Below are 21,334 nucleotides of genomic sequence, written 5' to 3' on the forward strand. Positions count from 1 at the left end.
GCTTTTGTTTATTTTATACTCTTTGAAAGATCAAGCATGGCTTCAATAGGCTTCAAAGCTCTTAACCTTAATTCTTCGTCGATAAGAATCTCAGGAAGTTCATATTTCATACATAAGTACAATTTTTCCATTGTATTACGTTTCATATAAAAACATTCTGAACAGTTACAGCTTTCGTCAAAAACTAATGCAGGAATCAATTCTTTGTGAGGAGCACGTTTTCTCATTTCGTGCAGAATTCCTTCTTCTGTTGCAATAATGAATTTTTGGCATTCATCTTTTTGTACATAATCCAGCAGGGCAGAAGTGGAACCTATAAAGTGAGCCAGTTTCAGAACCGTTTCCTCACTTTCAGGGTGTGCAATCAGCTTTGCATCTGGATTTTCTGCCAATTGTTTGGCAATTCTTTCCATAGAAAAAGCTTCGTGTACTACACAGCTTCCATCCCAAAGAATCATGTCACGTCCGGTTTTTTTAGAAAGGTATCTTCCCAGGTTTTTATCCGGTGCAAAAATAATAGGTCTGTCCTTTGGAAGGGCTTCAATTACTGTTTCCGCATTGGAGCTGGTTACAATGATATCACTTTCGGCTTTGGTTTCCGCATTACAGTTGATGTAGGTGGCAATTAAAGCATCAGGGTGCTGCTCACGCATTTTTCTCAAACCTTCTCCCGAACATCCGTCAGCCAGAGAGCATCCTGCCATGGTATCTGGAAGAACTACTTTTTTAGTTGGATTCAGGATTTTTGCTGCTTCTGCCATGAAATGTACCCCGCAGAATACAATCATATCAGCATTTGTATCTTTTGCCTGTCTTGCCAGCTGTAAAGAATCTCCAAGGAAATCAGCGATATCCTGGATCTCTCCCGGTTGGTAATAATGGGCAAGAATGACAGCGTTTTTCTCCTCTTTCAATTTCAGAATGGCTTTTACCAACTCTTCTCCCTGAGGAATGGCTATATCTTTTATATCCAGAAATCCTCTCACAGGAATTGCAGATTTAGCTTTTTCTAATGTTTCGGTACTCATATCAACCTCAATTTTTTTCTTTATAGAAGTTGGAGGTTAGAAATCAGAAGTCGGTTGAAAATAGGGTGAATTTTTTTCCCTGATTTAAAAATCTAACATCTGATTGCTAGCTTCTAATTGCTTTCTATAAAACTTTTTATTAAACTTTCTATTTCTTTTTTAGCTATATCAAGATCAGCATTAATTACGATCTTGTCAAACTCGGCTGCATAAGACATTTCTTCTTCTGCCTTTGCTACACGGGTTTGGATGGTTTCTGCATCATCTGTGTTTCTTGAAATCAATCTGCGTTCCAGTTCTTCGATGGAAGGGGGTTCTATAAAAATAGACAACGCTTTTTCTCCAAAATATTTTTTCAGAGAAATACCTCCTTTTACATCTACATCAAAAATAACAACTTTTCCCTGATTCCAGATTTTTTCTACCTCGGATTTTAAAGTACCGTAATATTTATCAGTATAAACTTCCTCATATTCCACAAAAGCATTTTCGGAGATTTTCTGTCTGAATTCATCAGGTGTTAAAAAATGATAATCCACTGCATGAATTTCACTTCCTCTCGGCTGTCTTGTAGTACAGGAAATAGAAAATTCCAGTTCAGGAAATGTTTCTAAAGAATATTTTACCAATGTAGTTTTTCCGCTCCCCGATGGTGCTGAAAATATAATTACTTTATCCATGTTCTTAAGTTTCGGGTTTCGGGTTCAGAGTTCCGGGTTAGAGGCCAGTGGCCATTACCTTGTATCTTGAACCCCGTAACTACTACAGTACGTTTAACGTTTGTTCTTTTATTTTTTCCAGATCATCTTTCATCATCACCACCAATTTCTGAATTGCGGAATGATTGGCTTTAGAACCTAATGTATTGATCTCTCTTCCGATTTCCTGAGAAATAAAACCTAGTTTTTTCCCATTGAAGGATTCATTATCCATTACTTCTTTATAATATTTCAGGTGCTGGGCAAGTCTTACCTTTTCTTCTGAAATATCCAATTTTTCTGTAAAATAAGCCATTTCCTGATAGAAACGGGTTTCATCTACATTCTCGAATTCTTTCAACGACTTTTGGTAACGTTCTTTTACACTGATGATTCTTTCCTCTTCAAAAGGAATCACCTCACCAAGATATTTATCAATATTCTGGATATTCCTGTTTAATTCTTCATGTAAAATGCTGCCTTCAGTTTTTCTGAATTCTTCGAAACGGTCTACCGCAGCATGAACGATCTTAGCCAAAGCTTCCCATTCACCTTCTGTAAGTTCGTCAGGTCTGGAAGTGATCGCATCAGGAAGTCTTACAGCCATTTTAAGGTATTCGAAATCTGGACCGTCTGATGCAATATTTCTCAATTCTTTAACATAAGAATCAATTAAGTTTTTATTTATTTTTACATCATTAGACTCTTCAAGATTCTCCAGATTAACGTAGCAGTCTACTTTTCCACGGATAATTCTATCGTTAAGAATTTTTCTGATCTCAAATTCTTTTTCTTTATATCGTAAAGGAATTTTAATATTTAAATCAAAGCTCTTACTGTTCAGTGATTTAATATCTATTGTAATTTTTTTTCCTTCAAAAACATCTTCGGCTCTACCGAATCCGGTCATTGATAAAATCATAGTTTTTTATTGTTGTACAAAGATAAACATTTAAATTAGCACAGTGAAATCTGTATAGATTACATCTGACCAATAAAATAATGAACGTGAACTGATGAAAAATTTGATTTCTGTAGTAGGACCCACTGGGATTGGTAAAACGAGACTGGCAATTGATTTGGCTCAACATTTCAATACAGAAGTTATTTCCTGCGATTCCAGACAGTTTTTTAAAGAAATGAAAATAGGAACGGCAGCTCCTTCCGAGGAAGAACTGGCGGAAGCTCCTCATCATTTTATTGGAAATCTTTCAGTTGAAGACTACTATTCTATAGGGCAGTACGAAGAAGATGCCCTGCACAAGCTCAATGAACTTTTTAAAGACCATGATACTGTCATTCTTGTGGGAGGAAGTATGATGTATGAAAAAGCACTGATTGAAGGGCTGCATGATCTGCCTGAAGCTAATGCTGAAAATCAGGAGAAACTTCAGGAAATTTTTGAGCAGGAAGGTATAGAAAAACTTCAGGAAATTTTAAAAGAGCTCGATCCTGAATATTTTAATGTCGTGGATCTTCACAATCACCGCAGGCTGCTAAGAGCAATTGATATTATCTGGCAGACGGATAAAAAATATTCTGAGCATATTGCGGTTTCCCAGAATGGCAGAGATTTTAGGGTAATCAGAATCGGAATTGAAGCTCCAAGAGAAGAACTGTATGACAGAATCAACAGGAGAGTGGATATAATGATGGAGAAAGGTCTGATGGATGAGGTAAAAGGTCTTGAAAAATTCCAAGGTCTGACTGCTCTGAATACTGTGGGATATGCTGAACTGTTTAAATATTTTGATGGAGAATGGGATCTTGATTTTGCGGTTTCCGAAATCAAGAAAAACAGCCGGAGATATGCAAAACGTCAGCTGACATGGTATAGAAAGGCGGATGATATTTATTATTTGCAGTTGGGATACTCTGAAAAGGATTTTGAAGATTTGCTTCAATGGATTTCGGAGCAGTTTCAGAAGTAAATTAAGCTTCCAGTTTGTCATTCTGAATACAGACTGAAAGTCTGCGAACGTAGTTCCTAAGTGGAATGAAGAATCTTAAAATAATCAATGAGATTCTTCATTCGTCAGAATGACAAGCATAATCATCCTTAAAATTCATAGCATAAAAAAATGCGGTCCAAAAGAACCGCACTTCAACAAATATAATTTAATTTACTACTTCCAACCGCCTCCAAGCGCTCTGTATAAGTCTACAATGCTGCTTAATCTCTGTCTTTTAATGGAAGCCAGATTCAGCTCTGCCTGTAGGGAATTTCCCTGTGCTGTAATCACTTCCAGGTAATTGGCTGAACCTCCTTTGTAAAGAAGCTGTGCACTTTTAATACCATCTTTCAGTGTATTGGCCTGCTCAGCAGCCTTTTGTTCCTGAACCTTCAGACTCTCATTGGAAACTAATGCATCAGAAACCTCGCCTACAGCATTGAGTACCGATTGGCGGAAGGCCAGAACGTTCCGTTCCCGTTGAATTTTAGCTACTTCCAGGTCCGTTTTTAATTGTTTTTTCTGGAAAATAGGCTGGGTAATCCCTCCCAGAACGGAACCGAATAGGGATGCCGGAATCTGAAACCAGTTATCAATTTTGAATGAATTCACTCCTCCGTTAGCCGTAATTTTCAATGCAGGATACATATTAGCCTGGGCAATTCCTACCATTGCATTTGACTGTAATAAAACAAGCTCCTGCTGGCGTACATCCGGTCTACGGCTTACCATTGCTGCAGGAAGTCCGGCAGAGATAGTTTGAGGTAAAGAAGTGTCAGACATTTCAATTGTTCTGCTTACTTTGTTAGGCGTCTCACCTACCAGAATACTGAGAGCATTCTCCTGAATGGCAATATTTTGTTCCAGCTGGGAAATCAATAGTTCTGTTGCCTGCTTCTGTGCAGCAGACTGCTGTACTCCTAAAGAAGTTGTATCCCCGCTTTCCCACATTTTCTGTGTAATCAATAGGGTATTGCTGCTCAATTCTAGATTGGATTTTGCAATGGTTAACTGTCTGTCGAGCATCAGCAGATTATAATATCCCTGAGCAATGGCAGCTACAACCTGAGTCTGGACAGCTTTTGAACCTTCATACGTTTGCAGATACTGCATTCTTGAAACTTCCTGCTGATTTTTTATTTTCCCCCAGATATCAGCTTCCCATGATAAATTGAACGCTGCATTATAATCTTCAACATGACTTTGTCCTAAAAATAAATTTAAGCTTTGACCATTCATGCTGTTTTTAGATGGCTTTGAAATCTGTCCTGATACTGCAAAGCCAACGTCAGGATACTGCATATATTTTGCCTGCTTCAATTTTTCCTGTGAAGCAGCAACCTGTTTTAATGCAATCTGCAGGTCATAGTTGTTTTTAATTCCTTTTTCTATCAATCCCTGTAAAATAGGATCATTGAAAAACTGTTTCCATTCCAGATTAGCAACACTGGCTGTATCGGCAGTTGCTGTATACTGGAACTTTTCCGGAAGCGGAAGGTCCGGCTCCGTGTATGCCAGTTTGGACACACACGAAGCAGAGCCTAAAGCTATCGCAAATGTTAGAATAATATTTTTTACTCTTTTCATAGTTTTTAAACTTTTAATTGAATACAAAACTTAGAGAGGTTTCAGTTGATGCAAAAATTGTCTTTAGTAGGAGAAAATATTTAGCTTTTTTAAACCATTAAGAACAGATAAGAGAATAATTAATCTTTTGGTCTTAAAATTTTCTCTAAGTTTTTGTAATTCATTTTTTATTAATGAGTAGCAGCTAAAAGTTCTTCCTGTTGTTTTTTCAGAAGTCTTTTCTTTTTTCTGCTCGGCATTTTTTCATGCAGATACTGGAAGACTACATACATTACCGGAATAATAAATATCCCAAATATAACTCCAGTAAGCATTCCTCCTACGGTACTGTAACCAATAGAGTGATTTCCTTTTGAAGAGGCTCCCTGCGTCCATACCAATGGAAGCATACCTACGATAAAGGCAAAAGAGGTCATCAGAATTGGTCTCAGACGTAATCTTGATGCCTGAAGAGCAGATTCTATCAGTGATTTCCCTGCTTTTCTTCTTTGTACAGCAAATTCCACAATAAGGATGGCATTTTTTGCTAATAGTCCGACCAGCATGATCAATCCGACCTGTACATAGATATTATTATCAATTCCTGCTAATCCTGTGAAGGCAAATACTCCAAAAATACCTGTCGGAATGGTAAGAATAATTGCAAAAGGAAGGATGTAACTTTCATATTGCGCTGCCAGCAAGAAGTATACGAACAGAATACTTAAAAAGAAGATAAATGAAGTCTGGCCACTTGTTTTAATCTCTTCACGGGTAATCCCTGTCCATTCATATCCATATCCTCTAGGAAGTGATTTCTGAGCTACTTCTTCCACCGCCTTGATCGCATCTCCGGTACTGTATCCTGGTTTTGGTGTTCCGTTGATCGTTACTGCGTTGAATAGGTTATTTCTGGTTACGGTCTCAGGTCCGAAAGTTCTTTTTAAAGTAACTAACGTTTTAGCTGGAACCATTTCTCCTGATTTGTTTTTAACATAAATACCTTCCAGAGAGTTGATATCAGTACGATAAGGAATATCTGCCTGAGCCATTACTCTGTAATATTTTCCAAATCTGTTGAAATCTGAAACGAAACTACTTCCGTAGTAAATCTGCATGGTCTGCATCAGATCGGTAACAGAAACTCCCAGCTGATTTGCTTTATCTGTATCTACATCAATAGTGTACTGTGGATTTCCTGCCGCATAAGTTGTAAAGGCAAAAGCAATCTCCGGACGTTTCATCAATTCTCCGATAAATGCCTGAGTAGTTGTTCCCAATTGTTCAAAAGAGCCATTGGTTTTATCCTGAAGCATAAATTCAAATCCGGAAACGTTACCAAAACCCTGGATTGTAGGGAAGTTGAAGAAAAATGCATTGGCATCTTTTACCTGGCTTACTTTACCTGTCAGCATAGCTGCAATCTGATCCGGGTCTTTCATCTCACCACGTTTATCATAATCTTTAAGTTTGATAAATCCAGCAGAGTAAGGCGAAGCATTGGCGTTACTGATAAAGTTCATCCCATCTGCTACCCAAAGGTGATTGGTTGACTTTTCGGCATTGATGATTTTATCAATTTGTGCTGTCGCTTTGTGAGTTCTTTCCAATGAACTTCCCGGAGGAGTATTCACTGCATATAATACAAATCCCTGGTCTTCCGTAGGAATAAATCCTGATGGTGCTTTTTTGATCAGAAAGACACTTGCTGCAGTTATTATTACAAGACCCCCTATCGCTACCCATTTATTTTTAATTAAAAATTTGAGGCTGTAAATATATTTTCGGGTCATGGTATTGAAGCTGGCATTGAAGGCGTTGAAGAATCTTGCTCCAAAACCTTTTTTATGACCATGGTCACCATGCTCTCCCTGAGGATCATTTAAGAACATAGCACATAATGCCGGGCTCAATGTCAAAGCGTTTACCGCAGAAATAAGAATGGCAATAGCTAATGTAAAGGCAAACTGTCTGTAGAAAACTCCTGCGGGCCCCTGCATGAAACCAACCGGAATAAACACGGCACACATTACCAGTGTAATAGAAATAATTGCTCCTGAAATTTCACTCATAGAGTTCATCGTAGCATGTTCTACAGGCATTCCTGTCTGTTCCATTTTAGAATGGACGGCTTCTACTACTACAATTGCGTCATCCACTACAATACCAATGGCGAGTACCAAAGCAAACAACGTAAGCATATTGATACTGAAACCAAATAACTGCAGGAAGAAAAATGTTCCGATAATGGCCACCGGTACGGCAATCGCAGGAATTAATGTAGATCTGAAATCCTGAAGGAAAATGTATACTACAATAAATACCAGAATGAATGCAATGACTAACGTTTCAACAACCTGATGAATAGAAGCATCCAAAAAGTCTTTAGAATTATACATGATAATTGGCTTTACTCCTTTTGGAAGAGTAGTCTCCATTACCTTAACCTGCTTTTCAATTTCTGTAAGAATTTCATTTGCGTTAGAACCTGCAGTCTGTAAAATAGCAAATCCTGCCACCGGTTTTCCGTCTACTCTGTTTGTTGCTGTATAAGTATAAGAACCAAATTCTACTCTCGCTACATCTTTCAGTCTTAGGAATGATCCGTCACTATTGGCTTTAATAGCAATATTTTCATAATCTTCCCCTTTGCTAAGTTTTCCTTTGTATTTAAGGATATACTCGTAAGTTTCCTTGCTTCCCTGTCCAAGACGTCCTGGAGCAGCTTCAAGGTTGTGATCTTTGATGGCACCAAGAACCTCCTGCGGAGAAAGATTGTTGGCCGCTAATCTATCTGGCTTCAGCCAGATTCTCATAGAATAATCTCTTGTTCCAAATACCTGAGCCTGTGCTACTCCCGGGATACGCTGTATCTGTGGAATAACATTAATCTTCAGGTAGTTTTGAAGGAATAGCTCATCATATTGTTTTTCATTTTCACTGGTCAGTCCCATGAACATGATCATACTGTTCTGAACTTTCTGTGTTGAGATTCCGGCTTGTACAACCTCCTGAGGAAGCTGGCTCATTGCTTTTGATACACGGTTCTGTACGTTTACTGCAGCATTATCGGCATCAGCTCCCTGTTTGAAGAAAACACTCAGGGTCATGGTACCGTCATTGCTGGAGTTGGAGGTCATATAAGTCATGTTCTCAACTCCGTTCACTGCTTCCTCAATAGGAGTGGCTACAGACCGGGCAACAACCTCAGCGTTAGCTCCGGGATAGAATGCCGTTACCTGAACACTTGGTGGAGCGATATCTGGAAAGAGGGCAATCGGTAAATTAAAGAGAGACAGGGCTCCCAATAATAAGAGTATTATGGAGATGACCGTTGAAAGGACCGGTCTTTCTATAAATTGTTTTAACATAAGAAGTTTATTTTTTAAGTCTTCTGTATTCGGGGTGAATTATAAAGGATTCGCTTTTAGCAAGCTGTCAGAAGAAATATTTTTCGGTCTGATAGGAGCACCGTCTTTTAAGCTTCCAATCCCTGTATATACTATCTTTTCTCCAGGAGAAAGTCCTTCGGAAATAAAATAATAACTATCGGTTTTTCCAGATATTTTAATAGGTCTTCCGGTTACTTTCTTACTCTTATCCATTACATATACGTAGGTTTTATCCTGTATTTCGAAAGTAGATTCCTGTGGGATCACCACTGCATTGGAGATCAGTTGCGGCATACGTATTCTTCCTGTATTTCCGGTTCTTAAAGTTCCGTGGGTATTAGGGAAAATGGCACGTACACTGATGGCACCTGTTGTTTTATCAAACTGTCCGTCCACAATGCTTAATCTTCCTTTTTCAGGATAAGTACTGTTGTCAGCAATTACCAATTCTACCATTGGCATATTTTTCAGCTTCTCTTCCAGGCTCGCTCCGGGATATTTATTCTGGAATCCAATAAAGTCAAGTTCACTTAATGAGAAATAGGCATAGATTTCACTGATATCAGATAATAAAGTCAAAGGACTTGGGTCTGTTCTGGAGATCAGACTTCCTTTTTTGTAAGGAATTCTTCCAATATAACCGCTTACCGGTGCTGTAATGGTTGTAAATCCTACATTGATTTTTGCACTTCCTACGGAAGCTCTGGCTTGTGCAGCAGCAGCAACTGCCGCCTGATAATTGGCTTGTGCGGTTTTAAGCTGTACATCAGAAACTACTTTCGCAGCTACCAACGGCTGAAGTCTGTCAACTTCCACTCTTGCTTTTTGAATATTGGCATTAGCTGCCTGAAGATTGGCTTGTGCCATATTCATTTGTTCGCCATAGCTTCTAGAATCTATTTTGAATAAAGGCTGTCCGGCTCTTACATAAGCTCCTTCTTCTACATAGATTCTGTCCAGATATCCATCTACCTGAGATCTTATTTCTACGTTGTTTTTACCTTCAAGGGCAGTAGGGAATTCCTGATATGTAGTAGCGGGTGATGTAGTAACGGTATAAACCGGAAGTTCAGGAGCTGGTGGAGCGGCATTGGATCCTTCTGCAGCTTTGGTGCAGCTCTGTAAAAGAATTATACTTGAAATAAGTACAATAAACCTTGTTTTTCCAGGTATTTTCATTTTGGGTTTAATTTTTTTTTAATGAAGTGTTAGAGATAAGTAATGTTCCTTTAATAAATGCTGTATTTTTTCCTAACAGTGTTAATAATTTGTTCAAAAAAAATGCAGAATTTTTTAATGTGCAATAGAGTCGATAGTTTCCATAATTTAAAAAATGTTTAATGTTGGTTCTATATATAAAAGATGAGGTGTAAGTATGTTAATTTTGCTAACGGTGTTAATTCGTATGAAAAAAATGAGTGATTTCAATCTTTGAATTTGTTGGGGTTTCCCATAAATAGTTTTAATTTTTAGTTACGATTTGCAGTGCGTTAAACAAACTAAGTGTTATATTTCCTAACGGTGTTAATTTTTGATTCAAAAAAAATTTACAAAGACTTAATAAAAGCCGAAACAGTTTCGTCTAAAGTTGTTTTATTCATGGTAGATGGAATATCTGCATTACGCATCATCATAATAGAGATCATACCATGTACCGCTGAGAACAGTGCATGAGACATATGACAGGCATTATCTGGATTTGAACCACTTTTCTTGATAATCTCGTAAGTACATTCATAAATCATCTCCTGGAATGATGAAAATTCTTTCTTCATCTGCCCTTTTCCACAGCATTGCATTCCCAAACCAAACATAAGCTGGTAGTATTCTTTATTCTTAAAAGCAAAATTCCAGTACGCATCCACAATGGCAACAAGCTGCTCTTCCGGAGTATCATGCTTTTTCTGAGCTTTTAATAATTCTATATGTAAATTGTGAAATCCATCCAGAGAAATTTCAAACAAGATAGCTTCCTTGTTTTCAAAATAATCATACACTACAGGAGCGCTGTATTCAATAGCATCCGCTATTTTACGCATGGAAAGTGAAGCCCAACCCTCAGTTTTGGCCAAAGTAAATGCAGCCTGCAGGATATTTGCACGGATGGATTCTTTTTCTCTTTGACGGCGTTCATGTAGGCCCATGATATTTCTTTACTAACAGTGTTAGCAAAACTACAAACTTTTAACCATATCTTCCAAAGGTTATTTAAACTTTAACATTTAACTAAAGTTTATAAATTCCCGAATGGGCTATTAATAAAAGAAATATCTATCTTTGCGTTAAAGAAAAAAGGATATGAATACTCCCTCAAATATGTTGGCATTAGGAACAAAAGCTCCGTTTTTTGAACTTCCTAACCCGTCAAAAACCAATGAAATTCAGTCTTTGGAAGAACTGAAAGGAGAAAAAGGAACATTGGTAATCTTTATGTGCAACCACTGCCCGTTTGTTCTTCATGTAATCGATAAGATCAACGAATTGTATGAAGATTACAACGAAAAAGGAATTGAATTCATTGCCATCAATGCTAATAATATTGAAAAATATCCGGATGATTCTCCTGAAAAGATGATTGAATTCCAGATTGAAAGAGGATTCGATTTCCCTTATCTGTTTGATGAAAGCCAGGCAGTAGCCAAAGCATATGATGCGGCATGTACACCTGATTTTTATTTCTTTGATGATAAGCTGGATCTTGTATATAGAGGTCAGATGGACGAGTCAAGACCTGGAAACAATAAGGAGGTGACCGGAGAAGATTTAATCATTGCTTTTGAAAATCTTTTGGCAGGCGAGCCTCAGGAAGAAATTCAGAGACCTAGCATGGGATGTAATATTAAATGGAAATAAGATGATCAATTGAAAATGGAGAGGTGAAAGTTATTTTGACCGACCCATCTCAATCTCTATTTTAAATAAATAAAGCTGTTCTTTTTGGAACAGCTTTTTAAATTATAACACTTTTTTATTTACACTCAGGAAAGTGATCATAAATTATTGTACTAAAATAGCTTATGTAAATTACCTGCCCTTACGGCTTTCCATAAACTGAAAATTATTGGCAAAATCCCGCAATTTTTTAAAAGGTGGCTTTAGCCTTTACATCACCTTCAACTTTCAAATCCACGCTCACTTTATTATGAGAATAATTCTTAATAAACTCAGAAGGGGTTTTTCCTGTATATTTCTTAAACATCCTGTTAAAATAGGTCACATTATTAAACCCGCATTGGTAGCTGCATTCAGAGATAGACTTATCCTGGGTCATCAGTAGGCAGGCTTTGTTGATTCGGTAGCGGTTTACAAATTCTGTGAAAGTGATCTGGGTTGCCTTTTTAAAGAAATTACAGAAAGCGGGTAAAGTAAGATTGGCCAGTTTTGCTACTTCTTCAATATTAATTTCTTTATCATAATGATGTTCTACATAGGTGAAGATATTTTCAAGACGGGTTTTATTCTTGGAAATAATGGTATAGGGCATAATTTCTTTGTTGAGAAGATCATAATCCTTACACTTCGAAAGTTCAAAAAGAATATCCAAAAGCAATAAATATCTTTTATAGCCTTCAAGCTCAGGCATCATCTTAAGTTTGGGAAGCATTGCTTTTTTTACTTTATGATGAAAATGAATCCCATATTTTGAAAGTTCCAGTAAGTTTTTAATAGATCTGGCTTCCACCTCCTGCTGCGGGAACTGTAGAATTTCCTCTTTGAATTGCAGTACGATTTCTTCATGTGGGTCAATAGAATTCAGGCCAAATCCGGAATGGGGAATGTTAGAACCAATCAAAACGAGATCTCCATTAGTATAATTGCTTTTATGATAGCCCACATGACGGGTGCCACTCCCGGTAATAACACAGACGAGTTCTATTTCAGGATGATAATGGTATTCCCATTTGAACTCTGAAATAGGGGAGTTATTATGAAGCGTACGGAACGAGCTCTTATCGCTAGGTATGACTCTTTCAAAAGTAACTTTCATTTAGTTAATCATATTTAATCATTAAAAATACTAATTATATTAATATAGTTCAAATATTCATTTACTGTGTTAAATTATCGTTAATAGAAATGCTTCTATCTTAGCCGGCAAGAAATGATCTCTATGAAAAATTTCAACATAAAGGCAGTATTATTTTTGAACTATTTTGTTTTCGCAATTCTTTTGAATTCTGTGGGAACAGTTATTCTGCAGGTTCAGCAAAACTTTGGAATCTCGAAATCTTCTGCCAGTATTTTGGAAGGTTTCAAAGATCTTCCGATTGCCGTATGTTCATTCATTTTAGCATCATTTCTGCCTAAGATCGGAATTAAAAACTCAATGCTGACCGCTTTATTTTTGGTAAGTTGTATGTGTTTTGTAATGCCGTTTACCAATAGTTTTTGGGTTTTCAAATTATTGTTTGCTATTGTCGGGGTTTCCTTTGCATTGATCAAAATATCCGTTTTCACCTCTATTGGCCTGGTAACGGAAACAGATAAAGAGCACTCAAGCTTCATGGGATTTCTGGAAGGGTTTTTTATGATCGGAGTATTGGCAGGGAATATTTTATTCAGCTTATATATTGATGATCATAATCCGCAGTCTACGCACTGGCTGAACGTATATTGGGTGCTGGGAATCCTTTCCGCCTTGTCATTTCTGTTTTTATTCTTTTCAAAATTAAATGAGAAAGAAGCAAAAAGTGAGAAAACGGATTTATTGGGTGACCTGAAAAATAGTGCCAGTCTCTTCAGTTATAAAAAAGTGCTGTGCTTTTTACTGTGTGCCTTTCTTTTTGTATTGGTAGAGCAAAGCTTTCAGACGTGGACACCTACATTTTACAAGGAAATTTTAAAAGTTCCAACTTCAATGAGTATTCAGGCAGGAGCCGTTTTGGCGGGAGCTTTTGCTTTGGGCAGATTTTTATCAGGTTTCTTTTCCAAAAAATTCAGCTGGATTTATGTTGTTTCATTTTGTGTTGTTGGTTTTGCAATAAGCTTACTTTTAGTATTGCCTCTTACCCATAACATCCACATTGATACCAATACAAACTGGATGAATGCTCCGTTGGTAGTATATCTTTTTCCTTTGATGGGAGGTCTGTTAGCACCTATTTATCCAAGCATTAATTCTGTAATTCTGGCTTCCATACCCAAATATTTACACAGTGCAATGTCTGGTCTGATTGTCGTTTTTTCAGCAATCGGGGGAACAATCGGTTCTATTATCACCGGTTTTGTATTTCAGGAATTTAGCGGGCAGCAGGCATTTTACCTTTCCTTGATTCCGCTTTCATTATTGATCATATCAGCTGTTTTCATGAATAAATTAAAAATAAATCCTACAAAATAAAATGAATAATCAACTTTATATCAACGAAATTCAAAACCTTTTTGATGCTGTACAGAGATCTGAAATCTTTGAAGATCAAAAAATGATGACAGATGCTGTTCCATTATTTCCCATCATTAAGATCAATGAGGATTACGAAAAATTAAAGAACAATGAAGGTTTTGATCTTAAGGAGTTTGTCATGTCTCATTTTGATTTTCTTGGAAAGATTTCTATTCACAGAGAAAACCAACTGCCGATTAAGGAGCATATTGAAAAACTTTGGGATGAGCTTACCCGTACCGCTTATGAAGAAAAAGGAACTCTTCTGAAATTACCGGAGCCTTATATTGTTCCGGGAGGACGTTTCAATGAGTTTTTCTATTGGGACAGCTATTTTATTATGCTGGGGCTTCAGGTTTCCGGCAGGGTAGAGATGATGGAAAATATTGTGGAAAACTGCTCTTACCTGATCCAGAATGTCGGGTTTATCCCGAATGCGAGCAGAACACATTTCTTAAGCCGTTCGCAGCCTCCTTATTTTTCATTGATGCTGGATCTGCTTTTTGAAACCACCCATAAAGAAGAAATCTATACAAAATACCATGACAGCCTGGAAAAAGAATACGCCTTTTGGATGAATGGAGAAAAAGAAATTGAAAAAGGATCAGGTATAAAAAGAGTGGTCAAAACTAATGACGGAGATATTCTGAACCGTTATTATGATGCTGAGAATTCTCCGCGTCCTGAAAGCTATCTGATTGATATTGAAGATGAAGAAAGTGCTTCAGGAGAAGAGTTTTACAGAAATATAAGAAGCGGCTGTGAGTCAGGCTGGGATTTTTCCAGCAGATGGTTTGCAGACGGGGAACATATACAGACCATAGAAACGCTGAATCTTGCAGAAGTAGATCTGAATTGTCTTTTGTGGCATTTGGAAAAGACCCTGGCAAAATCTTCGGCGTTTCAGAATTTTAAGGAAAAAGAAAATTATTTTACTGAAAGAGCAGCAAAGCGAAGACAGATGATCAATAAATATTTCTGGGATGAAAATACAGAGATTTACAAAGATTATCATATTAAAAAAAACACAGTAACACCGTCTGAACATATTGCGGCTCTTTACCCATTATTTTTTGGAATTGCAGAGGATAAGCAGGCTGAGGCCATTGCTAAAGCAGTCGGCGAAAAGTTCCTGTATCAGGGAGGTCTGGTAACAACTACAAAGAATTCGGGACAGCAGTGGGATCTACCCAACGCGTGGGCACCTTATCAATGGCTGGGTTTTAAAGCCATGAAAAATTATGGGTTCCATGAACTGGCAGAGAAAATAAAAAATAACTGGTGTTATAATGTAGAAAGAGTTTACAAAAACACCGGAAAACTGATGGAAAAATACAACGCATTAGATACAGAAACAATAGCAGGCGGCGGGGAGTACCCTAATCAGGATGGATTTGGTTGGACGAATGGAGTGTATTTAAAATTACAACAAAACTGAAACTAACAATAAAAATAAGGCTATGAAAAAAAAATCAATCTTTTTAATCGCCGCAACAGCTACGTTATACTTTAATAATGCTTACGCCCAGGAAACTCCGCAGGATTCTGCAAAAGTTTCTTCTATCGATCAAATTGTCATTACAGGAAATTCCAGTCCAAAGAAAAAAATAGAGTCCAGTACTGCAATTTCAACATTTAGTGCTAAAGAAATTCAAAAACAGAATCCTATAAGCGCTGCAGCTTTGTTGCAAAGAGTACCGGGTTTTGCTGTAGAAACTTCAGGAGGAGAGGTAGGAAACAACCTTTTCGCAAGAGGAATCCCCTCAGCAGGAGCTTATGAATTTGTACAGGTGCAGGAAGATGGTCTTCCGGTTTTTGAAGATGGTGCTCTCCAGTTTGCCAATGCAGATAATTTCTTTCGTGTAGATAATTCAGTGAGCCGTTTAGAAGCTTTGAGAGGAGGTTCAGGATCTATTTATGCCAATAATTCTCCGGGAGGGCTTATCAATTTTATTACCAGAGAAGGAGGAAATGATTTTAAAGGAACAGCAAAGATTGAAACCAGTACCTATGGATTGATGCGTACAGATCTTAATCTGGGAGGAGCCTTAGTGAAAGATAAATTATTTTTTAACGTTGGCGGATTTTACAGAACAGATGACGGCATCCGGAAAACGGGTTTTAAAGCAAACAATGGCGGACAGGTGAGAATGAACCTGAAGTATGTATTGGATAAAGGTTATGTGAAGGTTTATTATAAAAAACTGGATGACAGAAATACATTCTATCTTCCTATTCCTTTGCTTCAGGATGGAAATACGTTGAAAGAATTCCCCGGATTTGATGCAAACTACGGAACTTACAGCTACAGAAATATCGGACAGCTTAACATTCCGCAAGCTGGGGGAGGTTTTTTCAGTAGAGATCTTGAAAACGGAATCCATCCGAAAGTAGATGTTGTAGGAGCAGAGTTTAAATATGATCTCGGAAATAATTTTACGGTTTTAAACAAAACAAGATATACGAATATCGATATGAATTACACCGGGATTTTCCCAGCAGGAGCTCCGTATACAGCGGCAGATTTTGCAAAGAAAAGCGGTATTTCCGGAAATAATTACCAGTATTCATTAGCAAGCGGTGGGGGAGTTGTTAATCCTCAGTTTGTACAGGAGCTTGGTTTCTGGGCAATCGACAAGAAGATGAATAATTTCGTCAATGACCTTCAGTTCAATTATAAATTCGATAAAGGAAATGTGACGGCTGGTTTTTATAAATCAAACTGGAAGTCGACCCAGTACTGGAACTGGAGTAATATTCTTACAACAGCCACAGACAGACCGGAGTTACTGAATCTGGTAGATACTTCTCTTACTCCGTCAAGCACAGGATATTCCAAAACTTATAACGGTGTTACAGCGATGTCGTTTCTGCTCAGAAATTCACAAATCCAGGGAAGTCTGAACGATGTATACCTGAATTTGGATTATAATATCACCGATGCCTGGAGCTTCAACGGTGGAATTCGCTACAGCCGTGATTATTATAAAGGATACGGAGTGAATACAACTAAGGCTAATCTTAATAATTCCGGACTGACCACTGACGGAACGCACAGCTTTGCGACAACCACAGCAGATGATAATATGTCTGTTCTGGGAAATCAGTATACGTATTGGTATTATGATGTAAACAAGGTTTCTTATACCTTGGCAACGAATTATAAGATCAATAGAGAAAATGCAGTATACGCTCGCTTTTCCAATGGTTTCAGATCTCCGAATGAAGAAGCGTATTACAACAATATGACCAATCTGAGCCAGATCAAACCTGTACTGACCAATCAGCTGGAAATAGGATATAAATACTATTCCCGTACATTTGATATTGCCGTAATTCCGTTTTACTCCACCTTGAAAAATCTTTCATTCACAGATGTTTTCTCGGACGGAACTTCTGAGAATAAATTTGCCAATACCACCAATATTGGGGTAGAGATCGAAGGGTATACAAGACTGTTCAACAATATTCTTGAAGTTACTTTTAACGGAACCATTCAGAATCCGAAGTATAAAGATTTTAAAGGAAGAAATGCAGATGGTTCTACATTTGATTACGATGGAAATCTAGTACGAAGAATGCCGAAGTTCTATTTTAATATTTCTCCTGCTGTGAATATTACCAAAGAATGGAGAGGTTATGTAAGCATGAATTATTATGGAAAACGTTTCCAGAATGAAGGAAATACCGATGATAATATTCTGCCTTCGTTCACCGAATTTGGCGCAGGAATGTCTTATCAGCTGGGGAAAATCCGCTTTGCTGTAGACGGAACCAATATCTTTAATACAATTGGTATTACAGAAGGAGACCCAAGGTCAACTTCCACTGTAGGAAACATCAGGATGGCGAGACCTATCATGGGTGCTGCAGCCAGAGCTTCCATCACATTAGATTTCTAAACACTATTTCTTTATAACAATGAAACCGTCAGGACTGATTTCCCTGGCGGTTTTGTTTTGTCCTGTTAGACAATTTTTTGTGATTTCTATTTAGATTGTCTTACGTGTATATAGAGTGTTGATCTATTATTCTGTTGAATCAAATGTAAAGAAGTCCGTTATTTCATCCCAGTTCTTTTGGGTTAAAGGTGAGAGCCAGGTGTTAAATTCGTATCGCATATCAATATTTTCATACTGACATATTTGTTGAATACCCTCTATTAATCCCGACAAAATTAAATTTTTAACTTCGGAATCAGCATCCTTAAGGACGATTTCAACTTTATCAAAAAATGATTGAAGATCTTTCGATTTTTTCTTTTGAAATAACTCTATTACGAAAGCACTGATCGCCATCATATCAAAATACAAAAGTCGCTCACGACTGTCTTTATATTCTTTATTGTAATATTCATCCCAATTTTTTTTCAAATAGGGTGAATCTGATACCAGCAAATCAAATACAGTATCAATCTGATTTATGTTGTATGCTTTGTCCATAAACTTTATTCTACGCCCAATTTTAATGCTCCCATCTTCCCTTAAATTTACCATTACGGAATGATCCATTCCCTTTTGCCAAAATCTCACAATCCGGAAGCTCACGAGATATTTGTAAAAGACTGTCAAATTTGTAATTGTTGTCATAAACGTCAATAACAAGCATGTCAAGACACTGTAATGCCGTTAATTTTTTCAATCCATTTTCAGTAATTGATGTTTCTTGTATTTGCAGATTCTGTAAATAATACAATTTCATCAAATGGGGAATACAGTCGTCTGTAAGTTGTGAGTTGTCTTTTAATCGAAGATACTTCACTAGTTTTAGATTCTGTAAATATTGTAAACCGTCATTAGTAATTTCAGTATCCTGTAAATCTAAATTTTCAATCCCTCTGCAGTTGGATACATGGGCCAAACCTTCATCGTTGAGGTTGGTATTGGTAAAAGTTGCAGAGGTAAGATTGGGGAACTGGTTCAGATAAGATAATTCATTGAAATTATTTAAAGACTCTCCCCATTCCAGCGAGAAATGTTCACTGTTGATATCATAGTAATGATTTCCTATTTTTATTGAGTTTTTCAATGAGTGGTTATTTAGTAGAGGTGTATTTCCAAAATTATAGTTCAAAAGAACCCTGTTTCAAAGAAATGTACAATATATTTCATTACAACAAGGTTCAATTTATGGAAATACCAATTTGTAATCTTTGGAGTTTTAATTTTTTTACTTCAGAAACGGATTGTATTGTTTTTCAAACCCAATCGAAGTAGGGTTTCCATGCCCTGAAAATACCTGAGTATCATTGTCCAAAACAAAAAGCTTTGTTTTAATCCCATCGATCAGCTGATCATAATTTCCTTTATACAAATCTGTTCTTCCGATACTGCCTTCAAAAAGGACATCACCGGAGATCATGAATTTCTGATTTTCATTATGATAAACTATACTTCCCGGAGAATGCCCCGGAACATGGTAAATTTTGAATTTTTCTCCATCCAGTTCCAATTCGTCTCCCTCTTTTATATATTCAATATCTACTTTTACAGGATCGATCTTCATCCCGAATCTTACTCCGCTTGCCTGAAGCATATCCAAAACATCCTGATCTTCCTGATGCATATTGACCGGAACTTTGAAGGTATCAAAAGCCCACTGAAGCCCAAAAACATGATCAATATGAGCATGCGTCAGAAGAATTTTCTGGATTTTCAGCCCATTTTCAGTAATGAAATTACTAATTGCCTGAGTTTCCTGTGCATTCATATTTCCCGGGTCAATTAACCAGGCATTTTTATTCTCATTGTAGATGATGTAGGTATTTTCACTTGCGAAGTTGAATACGAAGCCTTGAATCTGAAGCATAACTGAATATTTTTTATTCAAAAATACGATAATATTAAGAAAATGGCTATTTTTCGTTATCTTCGTCATAATGAAAACTTTGCGAATACTCTTACTCTCTTTGGGGGGGCTGGCTTTTGGACAAAAGATCCAAAGTATTCAGCTGTTCAACCCTCAGACCAATGACGAAACTCCCGTAATCAAGATGGGAGAACAGTTGGTGTTAAGTTTTGATGATCTTACCAATGGCAGTAATATCTACCGGTATACCATCAAACATTACGACAGAAACTGGAATGATGATAACCTGTTTTTTACAGAATTTGCAACGGGAAGCATGAATGCACTTCTTGATCAGTTCCAATATTCTTTCAATACACTTCAGGCGTATACACACTATAAGCTGACTTTTCCAAATGATAAAATACAGCCAAAGATTTCAGGAAATTATGAATTGATCGTGTATCAGGATTCTGCAGATCAGCCTCTCTTTAAAAGACGTTTCTATTTGGTGGAAAATGGAGCTACCGTGGCTTTAAATATTTCAAGATTAGCCGATGCCAGAAATCCCAATCTCAACCAGAGAGTAGAAGTGAAAGCAAGTCCTTCAGGAGGGGATATTTCTTCAAATGTTAACTCCATGACTCTGAATGTAATGCAGAATAATAATCCAAATATGGTTATTACGAACCAGAAAGCAAGTACTGTGCTGGGAAACCAACTGCTTTTCCAGCAGATGAATCTTGCTTTTCCGGGAGACAATGAATTTTATTATTTCGATAATAAAAATATGAATATTGCGGCAGACATGGTTCGGGCAACCGAAATAAAAGATGATGTTAATCAGACCTATCTGCATCCCGTGTGGGCTTTCCCTCTCAATTATCAATATCAGCCCGATGTGAATGGGGCATGGTATTACAGAAGGAATGATTTAGGAAGAGAAAGAGATGCAGAGAGAGAAGCAGATTACTCATGGGTTTATTTCTATCTGGACTCGGATCCTGTAGACAGAGAAATCTATGTTCTGGGAGGGTTCAATAATTTTATGCCTGCTAAAGAAAATCAGATGCAGTATGATCCGGCCACCAAACAGTATGTTGCCAGAATATTTCTGAAGCAAGGATTTTATAACTATGTTTTAGCAACCAAACAAGGGAATGGGCCTTTGGATTTTGGCGAAGTAAATGGTAATTTCTGGCAGGCAGAAAACTTATATCAGGCATTTTTATACTATGCACCTTTTGGAAGAAACTATGATGGATTAATGGGGTATGGAGAGTTCAGAACTCCTATTGGAAATAAGCGTTAATAATCTTTTACATAATTTCAATAAGTAAATGGTGAAATTAAACAGGCCGTCTCGAAGGAGATGGCCTTTGCTTTATGGATTATACTGTTGAAATATCAGAAATCAATTTAACAGATGATATAATGTGCTGCATAATGAAAAAAATAATTCACAAAATATTGATTTTAATTAAATATATTAATCAAAAATATACATTGCGATAAAATTATATTTAAA

The 21,334-nt window shown here is 37.1% G+C and carries 17 protein-coding genes; 6 read left to right on the forward strand and 11 right to left on the reverse strand.

Annotated elements, in window-relative coordinates:
* Positions 1-8: 8 nt before the first annotated feature.
* From nadA to AC27VX_RS20095, 3 genes are all read right to left on the reverse strand, one after another.
* Positions 9-1,028, reverse strand: coding sequence for a quinolinate synthase NadA (gene nadA / locus AC27VX_RS20085; RefSeq protein WP_236855973.1), 1,020 nt, complete (start codon positions 1,026-1,028; stop codon positions 9-11).
* 113 nt (positions 1,029-1,141) lie between these two features.
* Positions 1,142-1,708, reverse strand: a complete 567-nt coding sequence (gmk, locus tag AC27VX_RS20090; protein WP_236855972.1) for a guanylate kinase — start codon at positions 1,706-1,708, stop codon at positions 1,142-1,144.
* 82 nt (positions 1,709-1,790) lie between these two features.
* On the reverse strand, positions 1,791-2,648 hold the full coding sequence (locus AC27VX_RS20095; protein WP_236855971.1) for a YicC family protein: 858 nt from the start codon (positions 2,646-2,648) through the stop codon (positions 1,791-1,793).
* Between the two features lie 94 nt (positions 2,649-2,742).
* Between AC27VX_RS20095 and miaA the strand changes: the two genes are divergently transcribed.
* A complete protein-coding gene (miaA, locus tag AC27VX_RS20100; protein ID WP_488697532.1) occupies positions 2,743-3,657 on the forward strand; it encodes a tRNA (adenosine(37)-N6)-dimethylallyltransferase MiaA in 915 nt (304 codons plus the stop codon).
* A 195-nt stretch (positions 3,658-3,852) separates the two neighbouring features.
* Here miaA and AC27VX_RS20105 read toward each other — a convergent pair whose 3' ends face one another.
* From AC27VX_RS20105 to AC27VX_RS20120, 4 genes are all read right to left on the reverse strand, one after another.
* The gene (locus tag AC27VX_RS20105) at positions 3,853-5,265 is read right to left on the reverse strand and encodes an efflux transporter outer membrane subunit (protein WP_300690405.1); all 1,413 of its coding nucleotides are present in this window, start codon (positions 5,263-5,265) and stop codon (positions 3,853-3,855) included.
* Positions 5,266-5,435: 170 nt separating this feature from the next.
* On the reverse strand, positions 5,436-8,615 hold the full coding sequence (locus AC27VX_RS20110; protein ID WP_236855968.1) for an efflux RND transporter permease subunit: 3,180 nt from the start codon (positions 8,613-8,615) through the stop codon (positions 5,436-5,438).
* A 39-nt stretch (positions 8,616-8,654) separates the two neighbouring features.
* Positions 8,655-9,815 carry an efflux RND transporter periplasmic adaptor subunit gene (locus AC27VX_RS20115; protein ID WP_236855967.1) on the reverse strand — a complete coding sequence of 387 codons (1,161 nt, stop codon included), beginning with the start codon at positions 9,813-9,815 and terminating at the stop codon, positions 8,655-8,657.
* Between the two features lie 368 nt (positions 9,816-10,183).
* Positions 10,184-10,780, reverse strand: coding sequence for a TetR/AcrR family transcriptional regulator (locus tag AC27VX_RS20120; RefSeq protein ID WP_236855966.1), 597 nt, complete (start codon positions 10,778-10,780; stop codon positions 10,184-10,186).
* Positions 10,781-10,934: 154 nt separating this feature from the next.
* Here AC27VX_RS20120 and AC27VX_RS20125 point away from each other — a divergent pair, with 154 nt between their 5' ends.
* On the forward strand, positions 10,935-11,489 hold the full coding sequence (locus tag AC27VX_RS20125) for a thioredoxin family protein (RefSeq protein ID WP_236855965.1): 555 nt from the start codon (positions 10,935-10,937) through the stop codon (positions 11,487-11,489).
* A gap of 229 nt (positions 11,490-11,718) precedes the next feature.
* Here the strand turns inward: AC27VX_RS20125 and AC27VX_RS20130 are convergent, their stop codons facing one another.
* Entirely contained in the window at positions 11,719-12,624 is a 906-nt protein-coding gene (locus tag AC27VX_RS20130) for an AraC family transcriptional regulator (protein WP_236855964.1), read from the reverse strand.
* Between the two features lie 123 nt (positions 12,625-12,747).
* On the opposite strand from AC27VX_RS20130, the gene AC27VX_RS20135 reads away from it, so the two are divergent.
* The 3 genes from AC27VX_RS20135 to AC27VX_RS20145 are packed head-to-tail and all read left to right on the forward strand — an operon-like array spanning position 12,748 to position 17,921.
* A complete protein-coding gene (locus tag AC27VX_RS20135) occupies positions 12,748-13,977 on the forward strand; it encodes an MFS transporter (protein WP_488697536.1) in 1,230 nt (409 codons plus the stop codon).
* Position 13,978: 1 nt separating this feature from the next.
* Positions 13,979-15,457, forward strand: coding sequence for a trehalase family glycosidase (locus AC27VX_RS20140; protein ID WP_488697538.1), 1,479 nt, complete (start codon positions 13,979-13,981; stop codon positions 15,455-15,457).
* A 22-nt stretch (positions 15,458-15,479) separates the two neighbouring features.
* On the forward strand, positions 15,480-17,921 hold the full coding sequence (locus AC27VX_RS20145; protein WP_488697540.1) for a TonB-dependent receptor: 2,442 nt from the start codon (positions 15,480-15,482) through the stop codon (positions 17,919-17,921).
* 126 nt (positions 17,922-18,047) lie between these two features.
* On the opposite strand, the gene AC27VX_RS20150 is transcribed toward AC27VX_RS20145, so the two are convergent.
* The 3 genes from AC27VX_RS20150 to AC27VX_RS20160 all read right to left on the reverse strand — a co-directional run bounded on the left by AC27VX_RS20150 (position 18,048) and on the right by AC27VX_RS20160 (position 19,827).
* On the reverse strand, positions 18,048-18,461 hold the full coding sequence (locus AC27VX_RS20150; RefSeq protein ID WP_488697542.1) for a DUF7674 family protein: 414 nt from the start codon (positions 18,459-18,461) through the stop codon (positions 18,048-18,050).
* Positions 18,462-18,483: 22 nt separating this feature from the next.
* On the reverse strand, positions 18,484-19,047 hold the full coding sequence (locus AC27VX_RS20155; protein ID WP_236855959.1) for a leucine-rich repeat domain-containing protein: 564 nt from the start codon (positions 19,045-19,047) through the stop codon (positions 18,484-18,486).
* A 141-nt stretch (positions 19,048-19,188) separates the two neighbouring features.
* Positions 19,189-19,827 (reverse strand): MBL fold metallo-hydrolase, encoded by a 639-nt coding sequence (locus AC27VX_RS20160; protein ID WP_488697544.1) that lies wholly within the window; start codon positions 19,825-19,827, stop codon positions 19,189-19,191.
* A 70-nt stretch (positions 19,828-19,897) separates the two neighbouring features.
* On the opposite strand from AC27VX_RS20160, the gene AC27VX_RS20165 reads away from it, so the two are divergent.
* On the forward strand, positions 19,898-21,118 hold the full coding sequence (locus AC27VX_RS20165; protein ID WP_488697546.1) for a type IX secretion system plug protein: 1,221 nt from the start codon (positions 19,898-19,900) through the stop codon (positions 21,116-21,118).
* Positions 21,119-21,334: the final 216 nt, after the last annotated feature.

It is taken from the genome of Chryseobacterium sp. 14P4.3.2 (assembly GCF_057799275.1).